Below are 18,649 nucleotides of genomic sequence, written 5' to 3'. Positions count from 1 at the left end.
TCGCCGCGATGCTGCGGCTCGTGTGGATTCGCGAATCGATCAACGGGCTGCTGCCTGTTGCGCGGATCGGCGGCGAACTCGTGTCGTTCCGCCTGCTGCGCGCGCGCGGCATCAGCGCGCCGGCATCGGCGGCAAGCCTGGTCGCCGATATCCAGCTCACGCTGATCAGCCAGGCGCTGTTCGCGCTCGCGGGCGTCGGCTATCTGCTGACGCGCACGGCGTCGGGCACGCTGCACGTCGCCGGCATGTTCGCGTGGGGGCTCGCCGCGCTCGCGCCGCTCGTGATTCTGTTCGCGCTCGTCCAGCATGCGAAGCCATTCGAGCGCGCGATGCAGGCGCTCAATCGCGTCGCGGGCGGCCAACTCACGTCGCTCGTCGAACGCTCCGCTCAGGTCGACGACGCGCTCAAGGCGATTTGGCGACAGCGCGGCGTGGTACTGCGCTATCTGTTCGTCTGGCAACCGCTACAGCATTTGGCGACGTCGCTCGAAATCTGGCTCGCGCTGCATTTTCTCGGCGCCCATCCGTCGCTCGTCGATGCGCTTGCGATCGAGGCATTGATCCAGGCGGTCAGCAGCGCCGCGTTCTTCGTGCCGGGCGGACTCGGCGTGCAGGAAGGCGGCTTCGTGCTGATCGGCGGCGCGCTCGGGCTCGATCCGGCAACCTGTCTCGGGCTCGCGGGGGCGCGGCGCATCCGCGACCTGCTGATCTTCGTACCCGGGCTCTTCGCATGGCAATTCGCCGAGGCGGCAGTCACGGCACGCCAATCCTGAGTGTCATCCCCGCGTGTGGCCAAGCAAATGCACGCGCGTCACGCGATCTTCAATTTAGGCGCGCATGATCGGGCTTGGCCATATTTGATCGGCAATGCGTACTGTTTTGCGACAGGCGGCTTAAGACCGGCATGCGCGCCGAGCCGCGAAACTCGCGCAGCCGCATGGCTGGCCTGACATACGCGCTGCGCGTCGCCCCCTTTCCGTTCGCACCGAATTCAAGTAAGGTTGCCAAGCCGCTGCCCGGCGCGGCAGCCGATGCAGCGGTCACGGCCGGCCGCGGCTTACTACCGGCAGACGAACAAGAAAATTCGAGATAACCAGGAGAGAGGGCATGCGTTGGCAATATCCCGCCGCCGCGCTCGCGATCGCCGCGCTCATATGGACGGGCGTGCGCATCGCGTCGACCGACGCGGCGTCTTCCACCGGACCCGCCGCGCATCCGCAGCCGGCCTCCCCCGCGCAAGTGGCCAATGCATTCTCCGCCGCCTCGGCGGCCGCGTCGCGCGGCGCACCGCCGCCACCGCTTCCCCCGCGCGTGACCGAATACATCGCGCGCGAATACGCGAACTCCGTCAGCACGCGCGAGGCACTCACGCAAATCGCCCGTGGCTGGAGCCAGGCAGTCAACAACGTCCACAGTCCCGCCGACGCCAAGGTCGCGGGCGACGCGATCGCCCAGGGCATCGCGTGCGCGCTCAGCCCGGGCGTGCTGACGAAGGCGGGTGTCGATCCGCAAACGATGCTCGATCGGATCAAGAGCACGCGCGCGATCATGCTCGACACCGAAGCCGACACGCTTGCCTATATTCGCTTCCAATCGCTCGCGGGCGGCCAGTATTTCAACGATCCAGGCCCCGCGTCATGCAGTTTCAATCCGGCGTCGCTGCCGAATTGAATTTACCGCCCTGATGTTTTCCCCTACCCAGGAGGCGCTTTCCGATGAAAAAGTTAGCAACGCTGATGATCGCCGGCTCGCTGCTCGCGCTGCCGTATGTGCCGCTGCTGAACGCGGCGCGGGCCGCCACGGCCGCGCCCGGTTCGGCAATCGTGTTCGTCAACGGCATCAACAACACATTCGACGATGCGCTCGCGAGCCTGCAAGTATTGAAAAATGAACTGAACACGCGCGATGCGGGCAACACCTACGTGTACGGCAACGCCTACAACGCAACGCAAGGCACCTTCAGCGATCTTTATCAGGTGTTCAAACAAAAGTCGATCGAAGGGTCCAGCCCGGCGGACTTCTGGCGGGCGATCGACGGCGGCAGCATCCCGTCGAGCGGCATGGACGCCGCGCTCGAGCAGAAATACGTCTCGATCCTGACGCAAAACGAAATCCCCGAATTACCGGATCATCTGAATCAATATCGCACGTACTTGCAGCAAAACCGCAAGGTCGTGCTGGTTGGCCATTCGCAGGGTTCGCTGTATGCGAACTTCGAGACGAACCTCCTGATCACCGGGCCGGAACAGGCGCAGGGCAAGATCACGACGGTCAACGTCGGCAATGCGGCGCGCTATCTGCTGCCGGGTTCGAGCTATCTGACCTCCACCTCCGATACGGTGATCGGCAGCCTCGGCATCGTGCAGACGGTCATGCCCGCGAATTTCTCGCTGGGCCCGCATCTGTTCACTGACCCGCTCGGCCACTCGTTCGTGAAAATCTATATGAACCAGTCGTTCGCGGCAGCCAAGCAGATTCTCACGCAGGTATCGCAACAAGCGAACAGCTCGGCGCTCGCCGCGCGCTGAAGCGAAACTGAAGCAAAGCTGAAACGAAAAGGCGCGAAGCCAAACGGCCCGCTTTGAACTGCCCTCCCCAAATCGGAGGCAAATCCAACCGTTGGGTGCAGTTCACTTGCGCGGGCCGTTTTTTTGCCGCTCGAATCAAACGAGATGCCGCGCCGCCATCAGAAGATGTTGCGCAGTCCGATCGACACGCCGGTCTGGTTGTTGCGTCCCGGCAGCTCGACCGTCGCCGCGCCGGTCACCTTGCTGAAATCGACCGTGCCGTAAATTTCGGTGCGCTTCGACAACGCATATTCGGCCAGCGCAACGCCCGTATAGCGGTTGCCGCTCGCGAGCTGGCCGCTCGCGTTCGTCGCATTGCGCATATGGTCATAGTAGAACGCGCCCGTCAGCGTAAGCGCAGGCGTTGCCTGCCAGCTCACGCCGGCGAACGGGCCGTCGTCGATCCGGCCCGTGCCCTTCGGCGCGCCGTTCGCGAACAGCCCCTGCTGCTGCACGAGCAAGCCGTCGACAAAACCCGTATCGTCCTTCGAGCGCAAATAGCCCGCGTAAAGCTTCACGGTGCTGAACGCGTAGACGACGTTCGCGTGATAGATCGTCTGCTTGCGGCTCGAATTGTCGCTGTTCTGCTGAACACCCGCCGCGATGCTGATCGGCCCCGCCACATACGACAGCGAGAAGCCGTACATATTGCCCGCGCCCAGGTGGCCCGGAATCTGTCCGGAGAAGCCGCCCGTGCCCGTCGACGTCGAATCGGTGCCGAACGAGTAGATCGCGCCGAGCGTCAGGCCGCCGAACGTGCCGCGATACTTGATCGAATTATCCGCATAGAGCCCCGCGCCGAGCGCGACCGGCAGCCATGCGTTCTCGAGATAGTTGCCGACCGTCAACGGATCGTATGTATCGCTCAGCAGATCGAACAACACCGTTTTCTGGCGCCCGAGCGTGAGCGTGCCGTACTGGCTCGACAGGCCGACATAGGCGGCGCGGTTGAACATCCGATGGCGGTCCGAGAACGATCCGTCCTGCAGGTTCATGCCGCTTTCGAGATTGAAGATCGCCTTCAGGCCGCCGCCGAGATCCTCGTTGCCGCGCAGGCCGATGCGGCTGTTCGTGATCGCGCCGTTCGTCATGAACACGCGGCCGTCGTTATTGGCGTTCGAATTGGTCAGATAACGCACGCTGACATCCGCCACGCCCCAAAGCGTCACCGAGCTTTGCGCGATGGCTTGCTGGCTCGCGATCGCCAGCATCGTTCCTGCTGCAACCCCCGCGATTTTAGTCATTGGTTTCATTGATTGTCCTGTATGAATTGTCTCCGTCTCCCGCACTCGGCCATGGCCGCAGCAGGCTTCGCCGTCACGCGCGACGAGCCGCAAATCATATGACGATGTCGGCTCCGGCCAAAAAAAGACCACGCCGCATGGGCGGCGTTGTCGTCATTGCGCAACGGTGGGCGGCTGCCGGCGCTTCGCCGCGGCGTTCGGCCGGCGCTCGGGCGCGCAGGTAGTCAGCCGCGCTGAGCGTCGCGCTCGCAAAAGCGCAGGCGATTGCCGAACGGATCGGCAATCTCCATCACTCGCCCCCAGTCGTAGCGCTCGACCGACGGGCGCGCATAGGCGTAGTGCTTGGCGTGAAGCTCGTCGCGCAGCGTATCGATGCCTTCGAGCGGCGCGAAGACCGTTGAGCCCGGCGTCGCGTCGCCGTGGTGTTCGCTCAGATGAAGGATCAGATCGCCGCGCCGCACCTGCGCGTAAAGCGGCAAGCCGGGCGCGAAGCGATGCTCCCATTCGAGCACGAAACCGAGGAAATCGACGTAAAACTCCTTCGCCTTCGGCTCGGAGAAGATTCGCAGCACAGGAATCGCAGATGAAAATTGCATCGGGGCGCCCTCTCTGTCGGGATTCGCTGACGCCCGAGCGTATCAGGTATGCATAGATGCGGCAGCGGATGCGCGGGCCGCCGTGCGCGGGCGTCATGCACGGTGCGTCGTTAGCCGTCCTGCGCGGGCACGCGCGTGCCGCGGCGCGCACGCCGGATGATCTCCGCGAATGCCGCGATCAGCAGCAGCACCGCGCCCCATAGCGCATTGCCGCCGGTCAAGCGCGTCAGCAGGCCGCCCAGCACCGCGCCGAACAGGAAACAGAAACTGATGATCGCAAGCAGCCCTGAGTCGTGCAGCACCCGTGCGTCGTAGCGGGGAATCAGGCCGGCGAACAGCAATTGTGCGGCGCGGCGCAGATTGCCCGTCGTCATCACCGATGTATAGGACAGGCTCTCCAACTGAGTAAACGACAACGTTTGCAGCGTCGCGACGAACGAGATGCCCGGAATCAGCCATGCGCTCGACCATTCAGGCCAGCCACACGACGCGAGTGCAAGAAACACGATCTCCACGCACAGTGCAACGAATGCCGTGTGCCGGACCCAGCCCTTTTGCGCGGCTAGCCCCAGCAGGTGCGAGACGAACACCGCGAGCACGAATCCGCCGAGCGGCGGCACATGATGCAGCGCCTGCGCCCAGTCGCCCGCCGATACGTTGATGCCGAGCAGCGCGACATTGCCCGTCATCGTATTCGCGAACACACGGCCATGACCGACATACGTATACGCGTCGAGAAAACCGCCCGACAGCGTGAGCAGCGCTGCAACGCCCAGGTTGCGGGTGGCGGCATCGAGGTTCATGACCGCATGCCGTTCATAGTTGCTTCAGGCAGCACGCGTTGCGCGCGAAACCACCCGCATGCCTCCATCTTGCCGCTGGCTGCATGACCACCGCCCGCGAGCCGGACAGGCTTCACCGCCCGGCCCATGTTGAACGCCATGGACAAACCGTCGAGCGCCGGCGCCTCGCCCCCCGCGGCCGTGCGGCCGCCGGCGAACGTGTTGCCATTCGCATCCCTGACGATTGCCGTTGCCGCGTCCGCATCGGCGGCAGTCGACGCGCCGGCAGCCGGCCATTCATGTGCGCAGCGCGCGCAAATATAATGGCCGTCGTCGGTGCAGATGCTGTCCATCGCGCATGGCGGGCACGCGAAAGGCGTCGGCTTCATAGGCGCAGCCTGGTTTCCGATTGGTCGAATGCGCGCCAGTATACCCGCCGCCCCGGCCCCTCCCATCACGTCTCAACGCTTTGCCTTGTCATGACTGCCGTTCAATTCTTTCTGCGCTATACCGCCGTGCCGTTCATCGCCATCGTGCTCGTCGTCGTGTGGGCGCTCAATCGCGAAGCCGATGAGATCGATGCGCGCCAGTACGCGGCGCTCGCCGCCGCCTATCCCGGCTTCACGCCGGATCTGCGCGATGAAGTCGGACAGGCGATGCGCGACGGCAAGCTGACGAAATCCGACTATGCGTCGATCGTGCGCGACTCGCTGAACCACGGCTACGTGCTCGACTGGTCCGCGCCCGGCGCCGGCCTCGCGGCCGAGCGCGCCCGGCTGCTCGGCCTCGTGAAGGGCGGTGTGCGCGATGCGCGCGATACGGCGCGCTGAGCGTGCGCAGCGTGCCCTAAATACCTCAGCATCGTGGCAACGCCGCGGCTCAAGCGACGAAACCGCTCGCCACGCCCAGCAGCGCGCCGCCCGCCAGCAGCCAAAGCGGATGTACACGCGTGCGGTACGCGAGCGCCGCGCTTGCGGAGGTGATCCCCCATTGCAGCGCCGAATGGTTCGAGGCTTCGGTAATCAACACCGCGCTCGCGATGACGAGGCCGGCCGTCACCGGCATCATCCCTTGCTGAACATAGCGGCGCCACGGCTTGTCCTTGAAGCGCTCCCATGCGTGCAGCACCAGCATGGTCACGACCGACGACGGCCCGAATTTCGCGATCGACGACACGGCGAGCCCCGGCCATCCCGCGACATGCCAGCCGACAAGCGGCACGATCATCATGTTCGGGCCCGGCGCGGCCTGTGCGAGTGCGAACAGCGCGGTGAACGCCTGGGCGCTCATCCAATGATGCACGTCGACGACCTGGCGCTGCATCTCCGGCAGGATCGTGTTGCCGCCGCCGAATGCGAGCAGCGAAAGCTGGGCGAAAATCGTCGCGAGTGCGGCAAGCGTGGCGCTCATTGGCGTGCTCCCGGCGGGTTGGGGTCAACGTCGGCGGCCGAGCGCGGGGGGGTGGCGTTTGTGGCGTTTGTGGCGTTTGTGGCGTTTGTGGCGTTCGTGGCGTTCGTGGCGTTCGTGGCGTTCGTGGCGTTCGTGGCGTTCGTGGCGTTTGTGGCGTTCGTGGCGTTTGTGGCGTTCGTGGCGTTCGTGGCGTTTGTGGCGTTCGCTGCGGCACCGCCTTCGCTCCCGCACGCACCGCGCTGCGCGCGCGACGCAAGCCAAATGCTCACCGGCGTCAGTACCAGCATCGTCGGCAGCAGCGCGATGCGCAGCCCGGCAATCGCGACGACCGCAAGCGCCGCAATACAGGCCGCCTGACGCGCATGACGCAGCGGCTTCGCGACCTTTCCCGCCATCGCGATCAAAAGGCCCGCTGCCGCGGCCGCCAGGCCGCCGAATAAATGCTGTATCGGCGGATACTGCTGCGTCCTCGCATACAACACACCCAGCGCGACAACCACGAGCGTCGGCCCGGCAACGAGGCCCATCAGGCCCGCGAGCGCGCCCGGCACGCCGCGAAACCGCATCCCAACGGCCACCGACAGGTTGATCACGTTGCCGCCCGGCAGAAATTGGCACAAGCCGAGCAAATCGGTGAACTCGTCGGCGCTAAGCCAGCGGCGCTCCTCGACAAGCGCGCGCCGCGCAAACGGCAGCGCGCCGCCGAACGATATCAGCCCGAGGCCGAGAAACCCGATGAACAAATCGGCAACGCCGATCGCCCGCGCGCCGGAAACAGGTTCGAGCGGAGATTGCATAGGGATCCTCGCGATTTCGATGTGCCGAGATTACGCCCGTTCATCACGGGCGCAAAACGATTTTGCCGACATTCGCTTGTGATCTAAAATCACAAGCATGGCACGCGATCTCCCCCCGTTTCCTGCATTGAAAGCCTTCGAAGCCGCTGCAAGACATGAAAGTTTCAGCGCCGCCGGCGAAGAACTGCATGTGACTCACGGTGCCATCAGCCGCCAAATCGCCGCATTCGAAGCGTGGCTTGGCAAGCCGGTATTTCACCGGCACGGCAAACGCGTGAGGCTCACCGACGAAGGGCGCCGCTATCTCGTGACAGTCGAGGCGGCATTCGACAGCATCGCGCTTGCGACCGAGCAACTGCGCCACACCGGCGCGGCGCGCGTGCTGCGCATCGATGCGCTGCCTACTTTCGCGATGAAATGGTTGCTGCCGCGTCTGTCGCGGTTCCAGCGCGACACACCGAACGTCGAACTCAAATTATCGACATCGAATACGCCACTTGGCGCGCTAGACGGTTTTGACGTCGCAATCCGCCGCGGGCCCGGCCGCTGGCCGAATTGCGCAAGCGGCCGGTTTCTCGACGAAAGCTTGATTCCTGTCTGCAGCCCGGCGCTGCTCAAGCGTGCGCCGATCGCAAGCGCGGACGATCTCGCGCGCCACGTGCTGCTGCATTCGGACACGCGTCCCGGCGCATGGCGCGAATGGTTCGCCGCGGCGGGCGTGCCGATGAAAAACCGCAAGAAACAGTCGTTCGACCATTTCTATCTGGCGCTGCAAGCAGCGGTGGACAGCCTCGGCGTCGCGCTCGGGCCGCTGCCGCTGATGGCCGACGAACTCGCGAGCGGCCGGCTGGTGACGCCGCTGCCGGGCCCGAGGATCGCGGCACGCAGCTACTGGTGGATCGCGCCGCGCGAGACGGCCGGTGAAGCGCTCGTCAACCGGTTTTGCGCATGGCTCGAAGCGCAGGCCGATGCCGGCTGAACGCCAGGCGCGACGGCGATCTGGCGCCCGGCCAAGCGCCGCAGCCGGATTGCGTCGGCGGCCGGGGCCGACCAGACGAGCGGAAGACGCATTGCTTGATGCGCCGCCGCAGCGCAAAGCATGCGCGCACGCCAGCGCGCGGACGCTCAAACCACCGGCCCCGGCTCCTTCTCCTTGCGCAACAGCGCGTAAAGAACGATCGCACCAAACGTCGCGGTGCCGATTCCGCCGAGCGCGAAGCCGCCGAATTTGACCGAAAAATCGCCCGCGCCCAGCACGAGCGTGACCGCGGCGACAATCAGATTGCGGTTGTCCGAGAAGTCGACGCGGTTGACCACCCAGATCCGCGCACCCGTCACCGCGATCAGCCCGAACACGACGATCGACACGCCGCCCAGCACCGCCGGCGGAATCGTCTGGATCAGCGCGCCGAATTTCGGCGAGAAGCCGAGCGCGACCGCGATCAGCGCGGCGGCAACGAACACGAGCGTCGAGTAGATCCGGGTAACCGCCATCACGCCGATATTCTCCGCGTAGGTCGTCACACCCGTGCCGCCCGCGCTGCCTGACACGATCGTTGCGAGTGCGTCGCCGATGAACGCGCGGCCGACGTAGCGGTCCAGATTGCGCCCCGTCATCGCGCTCACTGCCTTGATATGGCCGAGATTTTCCGCGACGAGGATGACCGCGACGGGCGCGATCAGCGCAAGCGCGCGCGGATCGAATGCCGGCTGGCGAAACGTCGGGATGCCAAACCACGCGGCATGCGCGACGCTCGCGAAATCGATCGGCTTGCCGAGCCCGAGCCCGTTGGCCGCCACCGCGTAGATCGCATAGGCGATCAGCACGCCGACGAGAATCAAGAGCCGCTGCAGCATCCCGCGCGCGAACACCGCCACGCCACCCACGCACAGCACCGTCACGAGCGCGAGCGTCGAATCGAACGCCGACGCGCTGACGCTCTTTACCGCGACCGGCGCGAGATTCAGCCCGATCACCGCGACGATCGCGCCAGTGACGACAGGCGGCATCAGCGCCTCGATCCAACGCGTGCCGATCGCCGCGACGATCGCGCCGATCAGCGCGTAGACGACGCCGCACGCGATGATGCCGCCGAGCGCCACCGGCACGTTGGCGTTCGGCCCCGCGCCGCCGTAGCCGGTCGCCGCGATCACAACGCCGATGAACGCGAAGCTCGAGCCGAGATAGCTCGGCACGCGGCCGCCGACGAGCACGAAGAACAGCAGTGTGCCGACGCCGGACATCAGAATGCAGAGGTTCGGGTCGAAGCCCATCAGCAGCGGAGCGAGCACGGTCGAGCCGAACATCGCGACGACGTGCTGCACGCCCATCGCGGCCATTTGCGGCCAGGGCAGCCGCTCATCGGGCGCGACGACCTGGGTCGCATCGGCGCGCGGCTGCAACCGCCAGCGCGGAAAATAGGAATCGGGCATCGCGGGGCTCTCCTCTGGTCCGGGTACGGCGCGCGGGGAACGGCTCGCCGCGCGAAAAATCACGCGGGAGTGTACGGAGCGGCAAACGCGATGACAAGAGAGCGTGGCGCGGACGATAAAGCGCACGGCCGCCCGGACGGTGGAACGGCCGCCGTGCGGCAAGCGCGGACGATCGCGCAAACGCCTGCGCCGCGAAAAAATACCGCAACGCCAGCCAACCGGCCCCAAAGAAGCGATACGAGACGGCACAGCACGCCGCCGCGCGTGCCGCTTACGGATTCAAATACTGGAACAGCGATAAATTCTGCATCTGCACAAACGTCTTCTGCGCGGCAGACAGCGCGTTCTGCACTTGCAGGAACTGGCTGATCGCGGCCGGCAAATTCGTATCGGTCAGATTCGACAGGTTGTTCGCGGTTTGCAGCGAGTTCGTCGACGTCACCGCCTGCATCGCTTTTACCTCCTGCACGCGGCCGCCCACCGACGCCTGCACGGTCAGCACGTTCGTCATCGTATTCGTCAGCTTTGTCGACGCGGTCGCGAGCGCGTTCGTCAGCGCGGTCGACGCGACCGGATCGCTGCCGACGGGCGCCTTCAGCGCAGCGATCGCCGTGTCGAGCGTCGCGAACACGTCGGTGCCCGCCTGCGGCGCGGGCGTGACGGTGAACGTGTCGCCGGGTGCGGGCTTGCCCGACACCGCCACCGTCTGGCCGCCGAGATCGATGCCCGCGCCGGGCGAATAAGGTTGAGCGGCGCCGGTGGCCGGCGGGACGACCGTATTGTCCGTGACCGTGTAGGTCGGCGCAGCCGCCGTGCCGCCGAACGTGATCGTGAACTGGTGCGCATTGGCCGGATCGGACGCGCTCGTGATGCTCACCGCGCCGATCGTGCCCGAGCCGGTATTGCCCGCACCGGCGGCCGGCACCGGCAGGCTTCCCGCGAACGGCACCGACAGGAACACGCTCGCGCCGCTGTCGCCCTGCGCGATCGTGCGCGTATCGGCGATCTGCACGGTGCGCGCGCCGGGATCGCCGCTATATGTGACACCGCCGCCCGGCTTGTTCGAGAACGGCTGCGTCGTGGTCTGAAAGCCCGCGAACAGATAGTTGCCCGCGCCGTCCGCGGTGTTCGCGAGTGTCAGCAGATGGTCGCGCACGCCCTGGAGCTGCGCGGCGAGCGCGGCGCGGTCGGTGTCGGACAGTCCGCCGTCGCCCGCGTGCATCAGCAGGCTGTATGCGCTGTTCAACTGGGTGTTCACGCTGGCAAGCGCCGTGTCCTCCGTTTGCAGCGCGCTCAGCGCGCTTGCCTGGTTCGACGTGTACTGCGCAAGCGCCGCCGACGCCGCCGACAACTGTACCGCCTGCGCGGCCGCGAGCGGATTGTCGGCGGGGGTCGTCAAGCTGATGCCGCTCGAGACTTGCTGGTAAAGCTGCGCGAGTTGCGCCTGCTGGTCGTTCATCATGCCGACGTTCAGGCTGTATAGCTGGGCGCTGGAAATACGCATCGCTCGTCCTCCCCGCTCAATTGAACAGACCGAGCACGGTCTGGAACAGCGAGTTCGCCGTCTGGATCACTTTCGCGTTCGCCTGATAAAGCTGCTGATATTGCATCAGGTTCGCCGCCTCCTCGTTCTGGTTCACGCCGGATACCGACTGCTGCGCGGCCGTGGCCTGACCGATCAGCGCCGTCTGGGCGGCGCTCGACGCCTTCAACTGGCTCGCCGCATTGCCGATCGCGTTCACGTAGCTCGCATACGCGCCCGTCAGCGTCGCCGTGCCGCCGTTCATTGTCTTGCCGTTGACGAGCTTCGACAGCGCGAGCGCGTTGCGCCCGTCGTTCAGGCCCGTGTTCGCGGCGATCGTGAAGCGGTCGCCATCGGCGGGCGCACCCGACAACGTGACGGACACGCCGTTCATCACGCCGGCCGGCGCGGGCTGCACCGTGCTCGACACCGTCAGCGTCGCGCCGAGCGACGCGTCATACGGCACGCGCGTCGTCGGGCCCGTGATGTCGATCGAGGTCGGCGGCGTGCCCGCGATCGTGACCGTCGTGCCCGCCGGAAAGCCCGTCAGCGATTTCGCCGCCGCGTCGTAGATGAGCGTCGTCGTGCCGGACGGCAACTGGTAGCCCGCGCCCACCGCGCCTTGCGAGATCACGCCCGTTCCGCTGTTGGACGCCGCGCTCGCCGCAAGCACCGGCGAGGCCGCCGCGATCGCCGAGCCATTGGAGGTGGCGAGCGCGAACGCGTCGAGCGCGCCGCGCGTCGGCAGCACGGTGAACGCGTCGCCGGCGGCCATCGTGCCGGTGATCGACAATTTGAGGCCGCCGAGCGTCGCCGGCAGCGTAGTCGACGTGCCGACGACGTTACCCGTCGCGCGATCGGTCAGCGCATACTTCGCGCCGTCGAACGACAACGTATAGTCGCCCGACGGCGGCTGCGTGCTGTCGGCAAACGACACGGCAAGCGCCGCGCCGCCGGTGTTGCGCTGATTCGCATAGACGGCCGGATTCGCGACGGTGAACAGATCGCCGCCCGGCTTGCCCGACAGGTCGATGCCAAGCGCATTCTGCGCGTTGACTTGCGCGGCAAAGCTCACCGCCAGCGCGCCGAGTTGCGCCTGAGCGGGATCGAGCGTCTGGCGGCGAAACTGGAGCAGGCCGCCGAGCGTGCCGCCCGTCAGCGACACGTCGGGCAGATATTGCGCCGCGCCCGGCGGATTCGTGCCCGCGATGCCTTGCGACACGATCGTGAGTTCGCTCGGATCGGACTGCGACGCAACGGCCGCGAGCTGGTAGCTCGCGCTCGCGACCACGAGCGGCTGCCCGCCCGCGAGAAACACGCTGTAATTGCCGTCGCTTTGCACCACCTGAACGCCGACGAGCTGCGAAAGATTCGACACCGCGAGATCGCGCTGATCAAGCAACTGATTCGGCGGCTGCCCTTGCGCGCTCGCGCCCGCGATCTGCTGATTGAGTTGCGCGATCTGCGCCGCGTAACCGTTGATTTGCGAGACGGCGCTCGTGAGTTGCGAATTCACGTTCTGACGCAATTGCGCATACTGCTGGCCGGCCGCGACGAGTTGGCTCGCCAGCGTTTGCGCGTTGCTCATCGCGGTTTGCCGCGTCGACGGATCGGACGCGTTGTTCGCCACCGTCTGCAGTCCGCTGAAATAGTTCGAAATCGCAGACGAGATGCCGGCCGTCGGGCTGCCGACGTAGTTGTTGAGCTGCGCGACGAGCGTGTAATACGTCGACAGCGCGCTGCCCTGCGTTTGCGCGGCATTGAGCTGGTCCGACAGATACTGGCTGTACTGGCGCTCGACGCTCACCGTCGTCGCGCCTTGCGGCAGATAGCCGCTCGACGTGTATTGGCCGCCCGCCTCCGCAAACACGGGGCGCTCGACCGAGTAGCCGGGCGTGGCCGAATTGCTGATGTTCTGGCCGGTGGTGGTGAGCCCCCAGAGCGCGGCGTTCAGGCCGCTGACCCCAAGGTTCATGAGGATATTGGACATGCGCGATCCTATTAGCCGGCCGCGCCGCGGCCGCCGGGTTGCGTGGATTCCAGGGATAACGGCCGCGCGTCGGAAAAATTGAGGCCGCGCGCGAAGCGGCGAACGCGCCGAAACGGCCGGGCGGAGCCCGGCGCATGAAACGGGACGAACGGCGGACGTGCCGACCATACCGCCGACCGCGCATCGCGCCGGCGCGCGCATGCATATGCATACGCATGCGCGCCACACCCGGCCTCGGCCGCTCGCCCGTGCGGATAGGCGCGGCCGGCGCGCAGACGCTGCGCTACGTGCGCGCGAGCTGCCGCCGCTTCATTTCGAGCTGCGTGATGAGCCGCTGCAACGTGTTTTCCGTGCTGCCCGGCAGCGACACGAAGCGAAACCCGAGCTGATGGCGGCATGTGCCGCTCGGCGCGCGGGTGGAACTGTGCGCGACGAGTTGCAGGTCGAGCGACAGCATCCCGTGCCCGTTCAGGTTCAGCTCGACATCGCATAGCGTCGTGCCGAGTTCGAGCGCGGCGACGCGTTCGTCGGCCGTGCGCAACCCGAGGCCGCCGAGCGACAGATTGTGGATTTCGAACAGAAAATGCTCGCCGTCCGGCAACTTGCCGCGGCAGACGAACGGATCGACGAGCGGCGCATCGACGCGGAAGTACTCGCGGCGCTGTACGCAGTAAAGCACCTCGGGAAAATCGGCTTCGAACGCGGGCAAACCTTCGAAGCGGGTTTCGCGCGGCGGCGCGGTGGAGAATTCAACGCGTATGCCGTCCGGCGCCGCGCGGAACTCGCAGCACGGGGCGGCAAGCATGCCCGCGTTCTGCTCGGCGAGCGCGCCCCAGTCGAACACGAAGGTTCGCGCGCCGACATCGACGTCGAGAATGCGGGTGACGAGCTGGCCACCGCGATATGCGACGGTTAAAAAATCCCTGCGATTGACAAGATTGCGCAACTGCACGCCGATCTCGAGCGGATTACGGCGACCGAAATCATGGCCGGTAGGCGCAATGACGCCTTCGCCCTGACGAGTCGATTGTTCGGTGTTCATGGCTTGCCGGTATTTATCTTGATGCGCCCATGTCCTGCTTCCCCGAGGCGCGGAAAGACCGGGCTCAGCGCGCCCGATCACTGGTCTCTTGCATTTAGCGGCAACAGCAGCGCAAAGTTTAGATCGAATCCGTTTTATATTTTTGTTAGCAAACGTCAAAACCGCGCGAATCCCCGGCAATCTCTCAGTTCGATGCCGCAGGGGCCCGCGGCATCGGCCATCAGCCAATCTGCTGCATGATCGAAATCAGTTTCTTCGCATAAGCCGGATCGGTCGCGTAGCCCGCCTTCTGCATACCGTGCGCGAAACCCTCGACGCTCTGTCCGGCGTTCAGCACGCCGGCATAACGCGGATTGTTTTTCAACAGATTGGCATAGTCGGTCATCGCATGCTCGTACGAATCGTATGCGCGGAACTGTGCGACGACGCGGCGCGGCCGGCCCTCCACGTATTCGGTCGTCACGGCCGATACCGTGCGCCCGTGCCAGCCCTTGGTCGCCTTGATGCCGAATACGTTATAGCTCGTCGCGCCGTCCGCGCCGCGAATCTCGCGCTTGCCCCAGCCCGATTCGAGCGCCGCCTGGCCGACGATGAAACGCGCCGGCACGCCCGTGGCGGCGCTCGCCGCCTGTGCCGCGCCGGCCAGCTTGTCGACGAATGCGTCCACCTGCGCCGAACCGTCGCCGCCGATGCCGCCTCCCTTCGACGGCATCAGCGCGCTTGCCGCCGAATAACCGCGGCTCGCGAGCGCGCCGCGGCACGAAGGCGCGCCCGCATACGCGGCCGCGAGCGCGCTCATCGCCGCGAGGCCGCCTTCGTCCCGCGCATCCGGCGCACCGGCCGCGCCAAACGCGCCGTTCGTCTGACGCAGCAGCTGCTTGGCCAGCGCATCGGCAACGCCGATGCCCTTCGACGACATCTGCTGCGCAAGCTGCTGATCGAGCATCGACGTATACATTTTCGATGCGCTCGAATCGAGCAGCCCGCCGGACGGCGTCGCGTCGCGCATGCTCTTGAGCATCATTTGCGTGAACATCGCGTCGAACTGGCCCGCGACCATTTTCACGCCGTCGCGCGGCGCGGCCGTCGCGGCCTTCGCGCGCATCGCGTCGAACCCCTGCATGTCGAGCGCGAAGCGCTGCGACAGATCGTTTGCCTTCGTGAAATTCGTCATCCGGATGCCCCTCAGATGATTTCCAGATCCGCGCGCAGTGCGCCGGCTGCCTTCATCGCCTGCAAAATCGAGATCAAGTCCGCCGGCGTCGCGCCGAGCGCGTTCAGCGCCTTCACCACGTCGGCAAGGTTCGCCCCGGCCGTCACCATCTTCAGTGCGCCGTTGTCCTGCTTCAATTGAATCTGCGATTGCTGCGCGACGACGGTTTGCCCGTTCGAGAACGGCCCCGGCTGCGACACGACGGGCTGCGTGTTGACGACCACCGACAGGTTGCCGTGCGCGACCGCGCAGCTTTGCAGCGTCACCATCTGGTTCATCACGATCGAGCCCGTGCGCGCGTTCAGGATCACCTTCGCCGCGGCCTTCTCGGGGCTCACGTCGAGATTCTGCAGCCGCGCCATGAACGCGACTTGTTGCGCCGAATCGGCGGGCGCGGCCAGCTGGATCGTGCGCCCGTCGAGCGCCGTCGCGGTGCCCGGCCCGAAGCTCGCATTGACCGCCGAGACGATCCGCTGCGCGGTGCCGTAATCCATATCGTTCAATTGCAGTTGCAGCGTGCCGTTCATCTGCGCGAGCGCATTCGGCACGGCCCGCTCGACGATCGCGCCGCCGGCGATCCGGCCCGCCGCAAGCTGGTTCACCTGCACCCGGCTGCCGTTCGCGCTCGCGCCCGCGCCGCCGACCGCGAGATTGCCCTGCGCGAGCGCATAGACCTGGCCGTCCGCGCCCTTCATCGGCGTGAGCAGCAGCGTGCCGCCGCGCAAGCTCTTCGCATTGCCGAGCGACGACACCGTCACGTCGATCGCCTCGCCCGGCCGCGCGAACGGCGGCAGTGTCGCCGTCACCATCACCGCCGCGACGTTTTTCAATTGCATGTTCGACAGCGTCGACGCGCCGCCGCCATTCGTTGCGCCGTTGTTGATCGAAATGCCGAGATTCGCAAGCATGTTCGCGAGCGTCTGCGTCGTGAACGGCGTCTGCATGGTCTGGTCGCCGGTGCCATCGAGGCCGACGACAAGGCCGTAGCCGATCAGCGGGTTATCACGCACGCCCTGAATTTGCGCGAGATCCTTCAGACGCTCCGCGTGCGCCGCGCATGGCGCGACGAGCACGCATGCGCTAATGGCGAGCAGTACGGCAGCGAACCCGCGGCGTGCCACGGCAACCGTGCGGCCGCGCACCGCAGCCGCGCGCGCCATGCGATCGGCCCGGACGTCTGCCGTTTCGGCTGCGCCTGCGGTCGATCGCGCGCACGCAGCGGCAGCGGCAGCGGCAGCGGCAGCGGCAGCGGCAGCGGCAGCGGCAGCGGCAGCGGCAGCGGCGCGCATCATCATCGCAATCATGGCGCAGGCTGCCGGCCCAATCCGCGGGCGCTGCGCCCGCGCGAGCGGATCACGCATCAAACCATCCATCGGAACACGCATCGCCGTCACCACGGAGATACGTTGAGAAAAAAGCGTTGCAGCCAACCCATCGTTTCGGCCTCGTTGATATAGCCCTTGGCCGAATACTCGATCTTCGCGTCGGCGACTTGCGTCGAGTAGACCGAATTCGCGCCCGAAATCGTGTTCGGATTGACGACGCCCGAGAAGCGCACGAATTCGTTGCCCTGATTGATCAGCATCTGCTTCTCGCCGGACACGACGAGATTGCCGTTGGGCAGTACGTTCGTCACCGTCACGGTGATCGTGCCGTTGAACGTGTTCGCCGCGCTAGCGCCGCCCGTCGACGTGAATTTGTTCGCGCCTTCGGCAGACAGATTCGCCTTGTTGAACAGGCCGCCCAGAAAACCGGCCGTCGGCACGTCGAAGTTCGTGTTGCCCTGCCGGTTCGTGTTCGCGCCTGACGATTTCGTCGCGTTGATGTTCTCCGCGATCACGATCGTCAGGATGTCGCCGACGTTGCGCGGGCGTTGATCCTCGAACAGCGGCCGGCCTGCATAGCCGGGGTTGTAGATCGAGCCGGGCGCCTGCATCGAAGGCGGCAGCGGCGGCGCGGCCGTCATCGGCTGCTGCGTGATCGGTTCGCGCGGCAATTGCGCGCAGCCCGCACCCAGCGCGAGCGCGACAGCGGCGGCACTCGCCAACGCGGCCGCGCTCATGCCCGAGTGCGCGCGGCGCGGCGCGGCGGCAAGCGGCCCGGCGCGGCCGGCCGCCCCCAGGCAGCAACCGGCATGGGCCGGCGGCCGGCGCGGCCGCCCCGTGTGGAGCGAACCCAGCGCGGCGGCGCGCCGCGCCATGCGCGAAAGAAAACGAACCTGCATCATGGCTGGATGGCTGACTGAACGATGCGCGGCTTCAACGCGCCATCTGCGTGACGGTCTGCAGCATCTGGTCGGACGTCGTCACGGCCTTGCTGTTGATCTCGTATGCGCGCTGCGTCTGAATCATGTTGACAAGCTCCTGCACGACGTTCACGTTCGACGCCTCGACATAGCCCTGCCTGAGCGTGCCCGCGCCGTTCTGCCCCGGCTGCGCCGGATTCGCCACGCCCGACGACGTGGTCTCCTCGAACAGGTTCTCGCCTTTCGCATCGAGCCCGGCCGGATTGACGAACGTTGCGATCTGCAGCGAGCCGATCTGAATCGCGTTGTTCGAGCCCGGCTGCTTGACCGACACGACGCCGTCGCTGCCGATCGTAAGCGCCGTCGCGTTCTGCGGTATCGTGATCGCGGGCAGCACCTGATAGCCGCTCGACGTGACAAGCTGGCCCTGCGCATTGGTCTGGAACGAACCGTCGCGCGTGTACGCGGTCGTGCCGTCCGGCATCAGCACCTGGAAAAAGCCCTGGCCGTTGATCGCGACGTCCTTCGAGTTGCCGGTCTGCTGCAACGCGCCTTGCGTGTAAAGCCGCTCGGTGGCCACTTGCTGGACGCCCGTGCCAAGCTGCAAACCGGACGGCAACTCGGTCTGCTGCGTCGAGTTCGCGCCCGGCTGGCGCACGGTCTGGTACAGCAGATCCTCGAACACCGCGCGCGAGCCCTTGAAGCCGGTGGTGCTCACGTTGGCGAGATTGTTCGAGATCACGTCCATCTGCGCCTGCTGCGCGCTCATGCCGGTCGCGGCAATATAGAGAGAGCGGTTCATTTATGG

Annotated in this window: 18 protein-coding genes and 1 pseudogene; 5 read left to right on the top strand and 14 right to left on the bottom strand. The window is 66.0% G+C overall.

Annotation, left to right across the window (positions count from 1 at the left end):
• The 3 genes from BSIN_RS18880 to BSIN_RS18870 all read left to right on the top strand — a co-directional run.
• The coding region (locus tag BSIN_RS18880; RefSeq protein WP_089341585.1) for a lysylphosphatidylglycerol synthase domain-containing protein at positions 1 to 773 on the top strand (773 nt) is incomplete at its 5' end.
• A 334-nt stretch (positions 774 to 1,107) separates the two neighbouring features.
• The gene (locus BSIN_RS18875; RefSeq protein WP_059517420.1) at positions 1,108 to 1,671 is read left to right on the top strand and encodes a hypothetical protein; all 564 of its coding nucleotides are present in this window, start codon (positions 1,108 to 1,110) and stop codon (positions 1,669 to 1,671) included.
• A gap of 44 nt (positions 1,672 to 1,715) precedes the next feature.
• Positions 1,716 to 2,528, top strand: coding sequence for a hypothetical protein (locus BSIN_RS18870; protein ID WP_089341580.1), 813 nt, complete (start codon positions 1,716 to 1,718; stop codon positions 2,526 to 2,528).
• A gap of 158 nt (positions 2,529 to 2,686) precedes the next feature.
• Here the strand turns inward: BSIN_RS18870 and BSIN_RS18865 are convergent, their stop codons facing one another.
• From BSIN_RS18865 to BSIN_RS18850, 4 genes are all read right to left on the bottom strand, one after another.
• Positions 2,687 to 3,820 (bottom strand): porin, encoded by a 1,134-nt coding sequence (locus tag BSIN_RS18865; RefSeq protein ID WP_069233457.1) that lies wholly within the window; start codon positions 3,818 to 3,820, stop codon positions 2,687 to 2,689.
• Positions 3,821 to 4,035: 215 nt separating this feature from the next.
• Positions 4,036 to 4,407, bottom strand: a complete 372-nt coding sequence (locus BSIN_RS18860; protein WP_059517415.1) for a glyoxalase superfamily protein — start codon at positions 4,405 to 4,407, stop codon at positions 4,036 to 4,038.
• Positions 4,408 to 4,517: 110 nt separating this feature from the next.
• Entirely contained in the window at positions 4,518 to 5,210 is a 693-nt protein-coding gene (locus BSIN_RS18855) for a YoaK family protein (RefSeq protein ID WP_089341579.1), read from the bottom strand.
• Positions 5,207 to 5,578, bottom strand: a complete 372-nt coding sequence (locus tag BSIN_RS18850; protein ID WP_089341578.1) for a hypothetical protein — start codon at positions 5,576 to 5,578, stop codon at positions 5,207 to 5,209. The genes BSIN_RS18855 and BSIN_RS18850 overlap by 4 nt, the downstream gene beginning before the upstream one ends.
• A 90-nt stretch (positions 5,579 to 5,668) precedes the next feature.
• On the opposite strand from BSIN_RS18850, the gene BSIN_RS18845 reads away from it, so the two are divergent.
• Positions 5,669 to 6,019: a hypothetical protein gene (locus tag BSIN_RS18845; protein ID WP_069233458.1), complete on the top strand. Its 351-nt coding sequence runs from the start codon at positions 5,669 to 5,671 to the stop codon at positions 6,017 to 6,019.
• Between the two features lie 49 nt (positions 6,020 to 6,068).
• On the opposite strand, the gene BSIN_RS18840 is transcribed toward BSIN_RS18845, so the two are convergent.
• Positions 6,069 to 6,599, bottom strand: coding sequence for a chromate transporter (locus BSIN_RS18840; RefSeq protein ID WP_089341577.1), 531 nt, complete (start codon positions 6,597 to 6,599; stop codon positions 6,069 to 6,071).
• Between the two features lie 215 nt (positions 6,600 to 6,814).
• Positions 6,815 to 7,396, bottom strand: a pseudogene (locus BSIN_RS18835) (chromate transporter); the annotation flags it as partial.
• A gap of 97 nt (positions 7,397 to 7,493) precedes the next feature.
• On the opposite strand from BSIN_RS18835, the gene BSIN_RS18830 reads away from it, so the two are divergent.
• Positions 7,494 to 8,375 carry a transcriptional regulator GcvA gene (locus BSIN_RS18830; RefSeq protein WP_089341576.1) on the top strand — a complete coding sequence of 294 codons (882 nt, stop codon included), beginning with the start codon at positions 7,494 to 7,496 and terminating at the stop codon, positions 8,373 to 8,375.
• A 146-nt stretch (positions 8,376 to 8,521) separates the two neighbouring features.
• On the opposite strand, the gene BSIN_RS18825 is transcribed toward BSIN_RS18830, so the two are convergent.
• The 8 genes from BSIN_RS18825 to flgG form a co-directional block, all read right to left on the bottom strand.
• Positions 8,522 to 9,829: a solute carrier family 23 protein gene (locus tag BSIN_RS18825; RefSeq protein WP_089341575.1), complete on the bottom strand. Its 1,308-nt coding sequence runs from the start codon at positions 9,827 to 9,829 to the stop codon at positions 8,522 to 8,524.
• A 271-nt stretch (positions 9,830 to 10,100) separates the two neighbouring features.
• A complete protein-coding gene (flgL, locus tag BSIN_RS18820) occupies positions 10,101 to 11,333 on the bottom strand; it encodes a flagellar hook-associated protein FlgL (RefSeq protein WP_059517403.1) in 1,233 nt (410 codons plus the stop codon).
• 16 nt (positions 11,334 to 11,349) lie between these two features.
• The gene (gene flgK, locus BSIN_RS18815; protein ID WP_089341574.1) at positions 11,350 to 13,341 is read right to left on the bottom strand and encodes a flagellar hook-associated protein FlgK; all 1,992 of its coding nucleotides are present in this window, start codon (positions 13,339 to 13,341) and stop codon (positions 11,350 to 11,352) included.
• 283 nt (positions 13,342 to 13,624) lie between these two features.
• Complete coding sequence (locus BSIN_RS18810; protein WP_089341573.1) at positions 13,625 to 14,383, bottom strand: flagellar brake protein; 759 nt, start codon at positions 14,381 to 14,383, stop codon at positions 13,625 to 13,627.
• Between the two features lie 220 nt (positions 14,384 to 14,603).
• Entirely contained in the window at positions 14,604 to 15,557 is a 954-nt protein-coding gene (gene flgJ / locus BSIN_RS18805) for a flagellar assembly peptidoglycan hydrolase FlgJ (RefSeq protein WP_089341572.1), read from the bottom strand.
• An 11-nt stretch (positions 15,558 to 15,568) separates the two neighbouring features.
• Positions 15,569 to 16,756, bottom strand: coding sequence for a flagellar basal body P-ring protein FlgI (locus tag BSIN_RS18800; protein WP_059517969.1), 1,188 nt, complete (start codon positions 16,754 to 16,756; stop codon positions 15,569 to 15,571).
• 230 nt (positions 16,757 to 16,986) lie between these two features.
• Positions 16,987 to 17,658, bottom strand: coding sequence for a flagellar basal body L-ring protein FlgH (flgH, locus tag BSIN_RS18795; RefSeq protein WP_059517966.1), 672 nt, complete (start codon positions 17,656 to 17,658; stop codon positions 16,987 to 16,989).
• A 196-nt stretch (positions 17,659 to 17,854) separates the two neighbouring features.
• Positions 17,855 to 18,643, bottom strand: coding sequence for a flagellar basal-body rod protein FlgG (flgG, locus tag BSIN_RS18790; protein WP_059517394.1), 789 nt, complete (start codon positions 18,641 to 18,643; stop codon positions 17,855 to 17,857).
• Between the last annotated feature and the right edge of the window lie 6 nt (positions 18,644 to 18,649).

It is taken from the genome of Burkholderia singularis, from assembly GCF_900176645.1.
Lineage (GTDB): Bacteria > Pseudomonadota > Gammaproteobacteria > Burkholderiales > Burkholderiaceae > Burkholderia > Burkholderia singularis.
Note: the sequence above shows the minus strand (reverse complement) of the source record. Positions and strands in the feature narration are given on the sequence as shown.

What these genes read in the sequence shown, in the direction of transcription:
- BSIN_RS18875 (WP_059517420.1), top strand. Translation starts at nt 1,108, where the DNA reads ATGCGTTGGCAATATCCCGCCGCCGCGCTCGCGATCGCCGCGCTCATA.
- BSIN_RS18870 (WP_089341580.1), top strand. Translation starts at nt 1,716, where the DNA reads ATGAAAAAGTTAGCAACGCTGATGATCGCCGGCTCGCTGCTCGCGCTG.
- BSIN_RS18865 (WP_069233457.1), bottom strand. Translation starts at nt 3,820, where the DNA reads ATGAAACCAATGACTAAAATCGCGGGGGTTGCAGCAGGAACGATGCTG.
- BSIN_RS18860 (WP_059517415.1), bottom strand. Translation starts at nt 4,407, where the DNA reads ATGCAATTTTCATCTGCGATTCCTGTGCTGCGAATCTTCTCCGAGCCG.
- BSIN_RS18855 (WP_089341579.1), bottom strand. Translation starts at nt 5,210, where the DNA reads ATGAACCTCGATGCCGCCACCCGCAACCTGGGCGTTGCAGCGCTGCTC.
- BSIN_RS18850 (WP_089341578.1), bottom strand. Translation starts at nt 5,578, where the DNA reads ATGAAGCCGACGCCTTTCGCGTGCCCGCCATGCGCGATGGACAGCATC.
- BSIN_RS18845 (WP_069233458.1), top strand. Translation starts at nt 5,669, where the DNA reads ATGACTGCCGTTCAATTCTTTCTGCGCTATACCGCCGTGCCGTTCATC.
- BSIN_RS18840 (WP_089341577.1), bottom strand. Translation starts at nt 6,599, where the DNA reads ATGAGCGCCACGCTTGCCGCACTCGCGACGATTTTCGCCCAGCTTTCG.
- BSIN_RS18830 (WP_089341576.1), top strand. Translation starts at nt 7,494, where the DNA reads ATGGCACGCGATCTCCCCCCGTTTCCTGCATTGAAAGCCTTCGAAGCC.
- BSIN_RS18825 (WP_089341575.1), bottom strand. Translation starts at nt 9,829, where the DNA reads ATGCCCGATTCCTATTTTCCGCGCTGGCGGTTGCAGCCGCGCGCCGAT.
- flgL (WP_059517403.1), bottom strand. Translation starts at nt 11,333, where the DNA reads ATGCGTATTTCCAGCGCCCAGCTATACAGCCTGAACGTCGGCATGATG.
- flgK (WP_089341574.1), bottom strand. Translation starts at nt 13,341, where the DNA reads ATGTCCAATATCCTCATGAACCTTGGGGTCAGCGGCCTGAACGCCGCG.
- BSIN_RS18810 (WP_089341573.1), bottom strand. Translation starts at nt 14,383, where the DNA reads ATGAACACCGAACAATCGACTCGTCAGGGCGAAGGCGTCATTGCGCCT.
- flgJ (WP_089341572.1), bottom strand. Translation starts at nt 15,557, where the DNA reads ATGACGAATTTCACGAAGGCAAACGATCTGTCGCAGCGCTTCGCGCTC.
- BSIN_RS18800 (WP_059517969.1), bottom strand. Translation starts at nt 16,756, where the DNA reads ATGGCGCGCGCGGCTGCGGTGCGCGGCCGCACGGTTGCCGTGGCACGC.
- flgH (WP_059517966.1), bottom strand. Translation starts at nt 17,658, where the DNA reads ATGAGCGCGGCCGCGTTGGCGAGTGCCGCCGCTGTCGCGCTCGCGCTG.
- flgG (WP_059517394.1), bottom strand. Translation starts at nt 18,643, where the DNA reads ATGAACCGCTCTCTCTATATTGCCGCGACCGGCATGAGCGCGCAGCAG.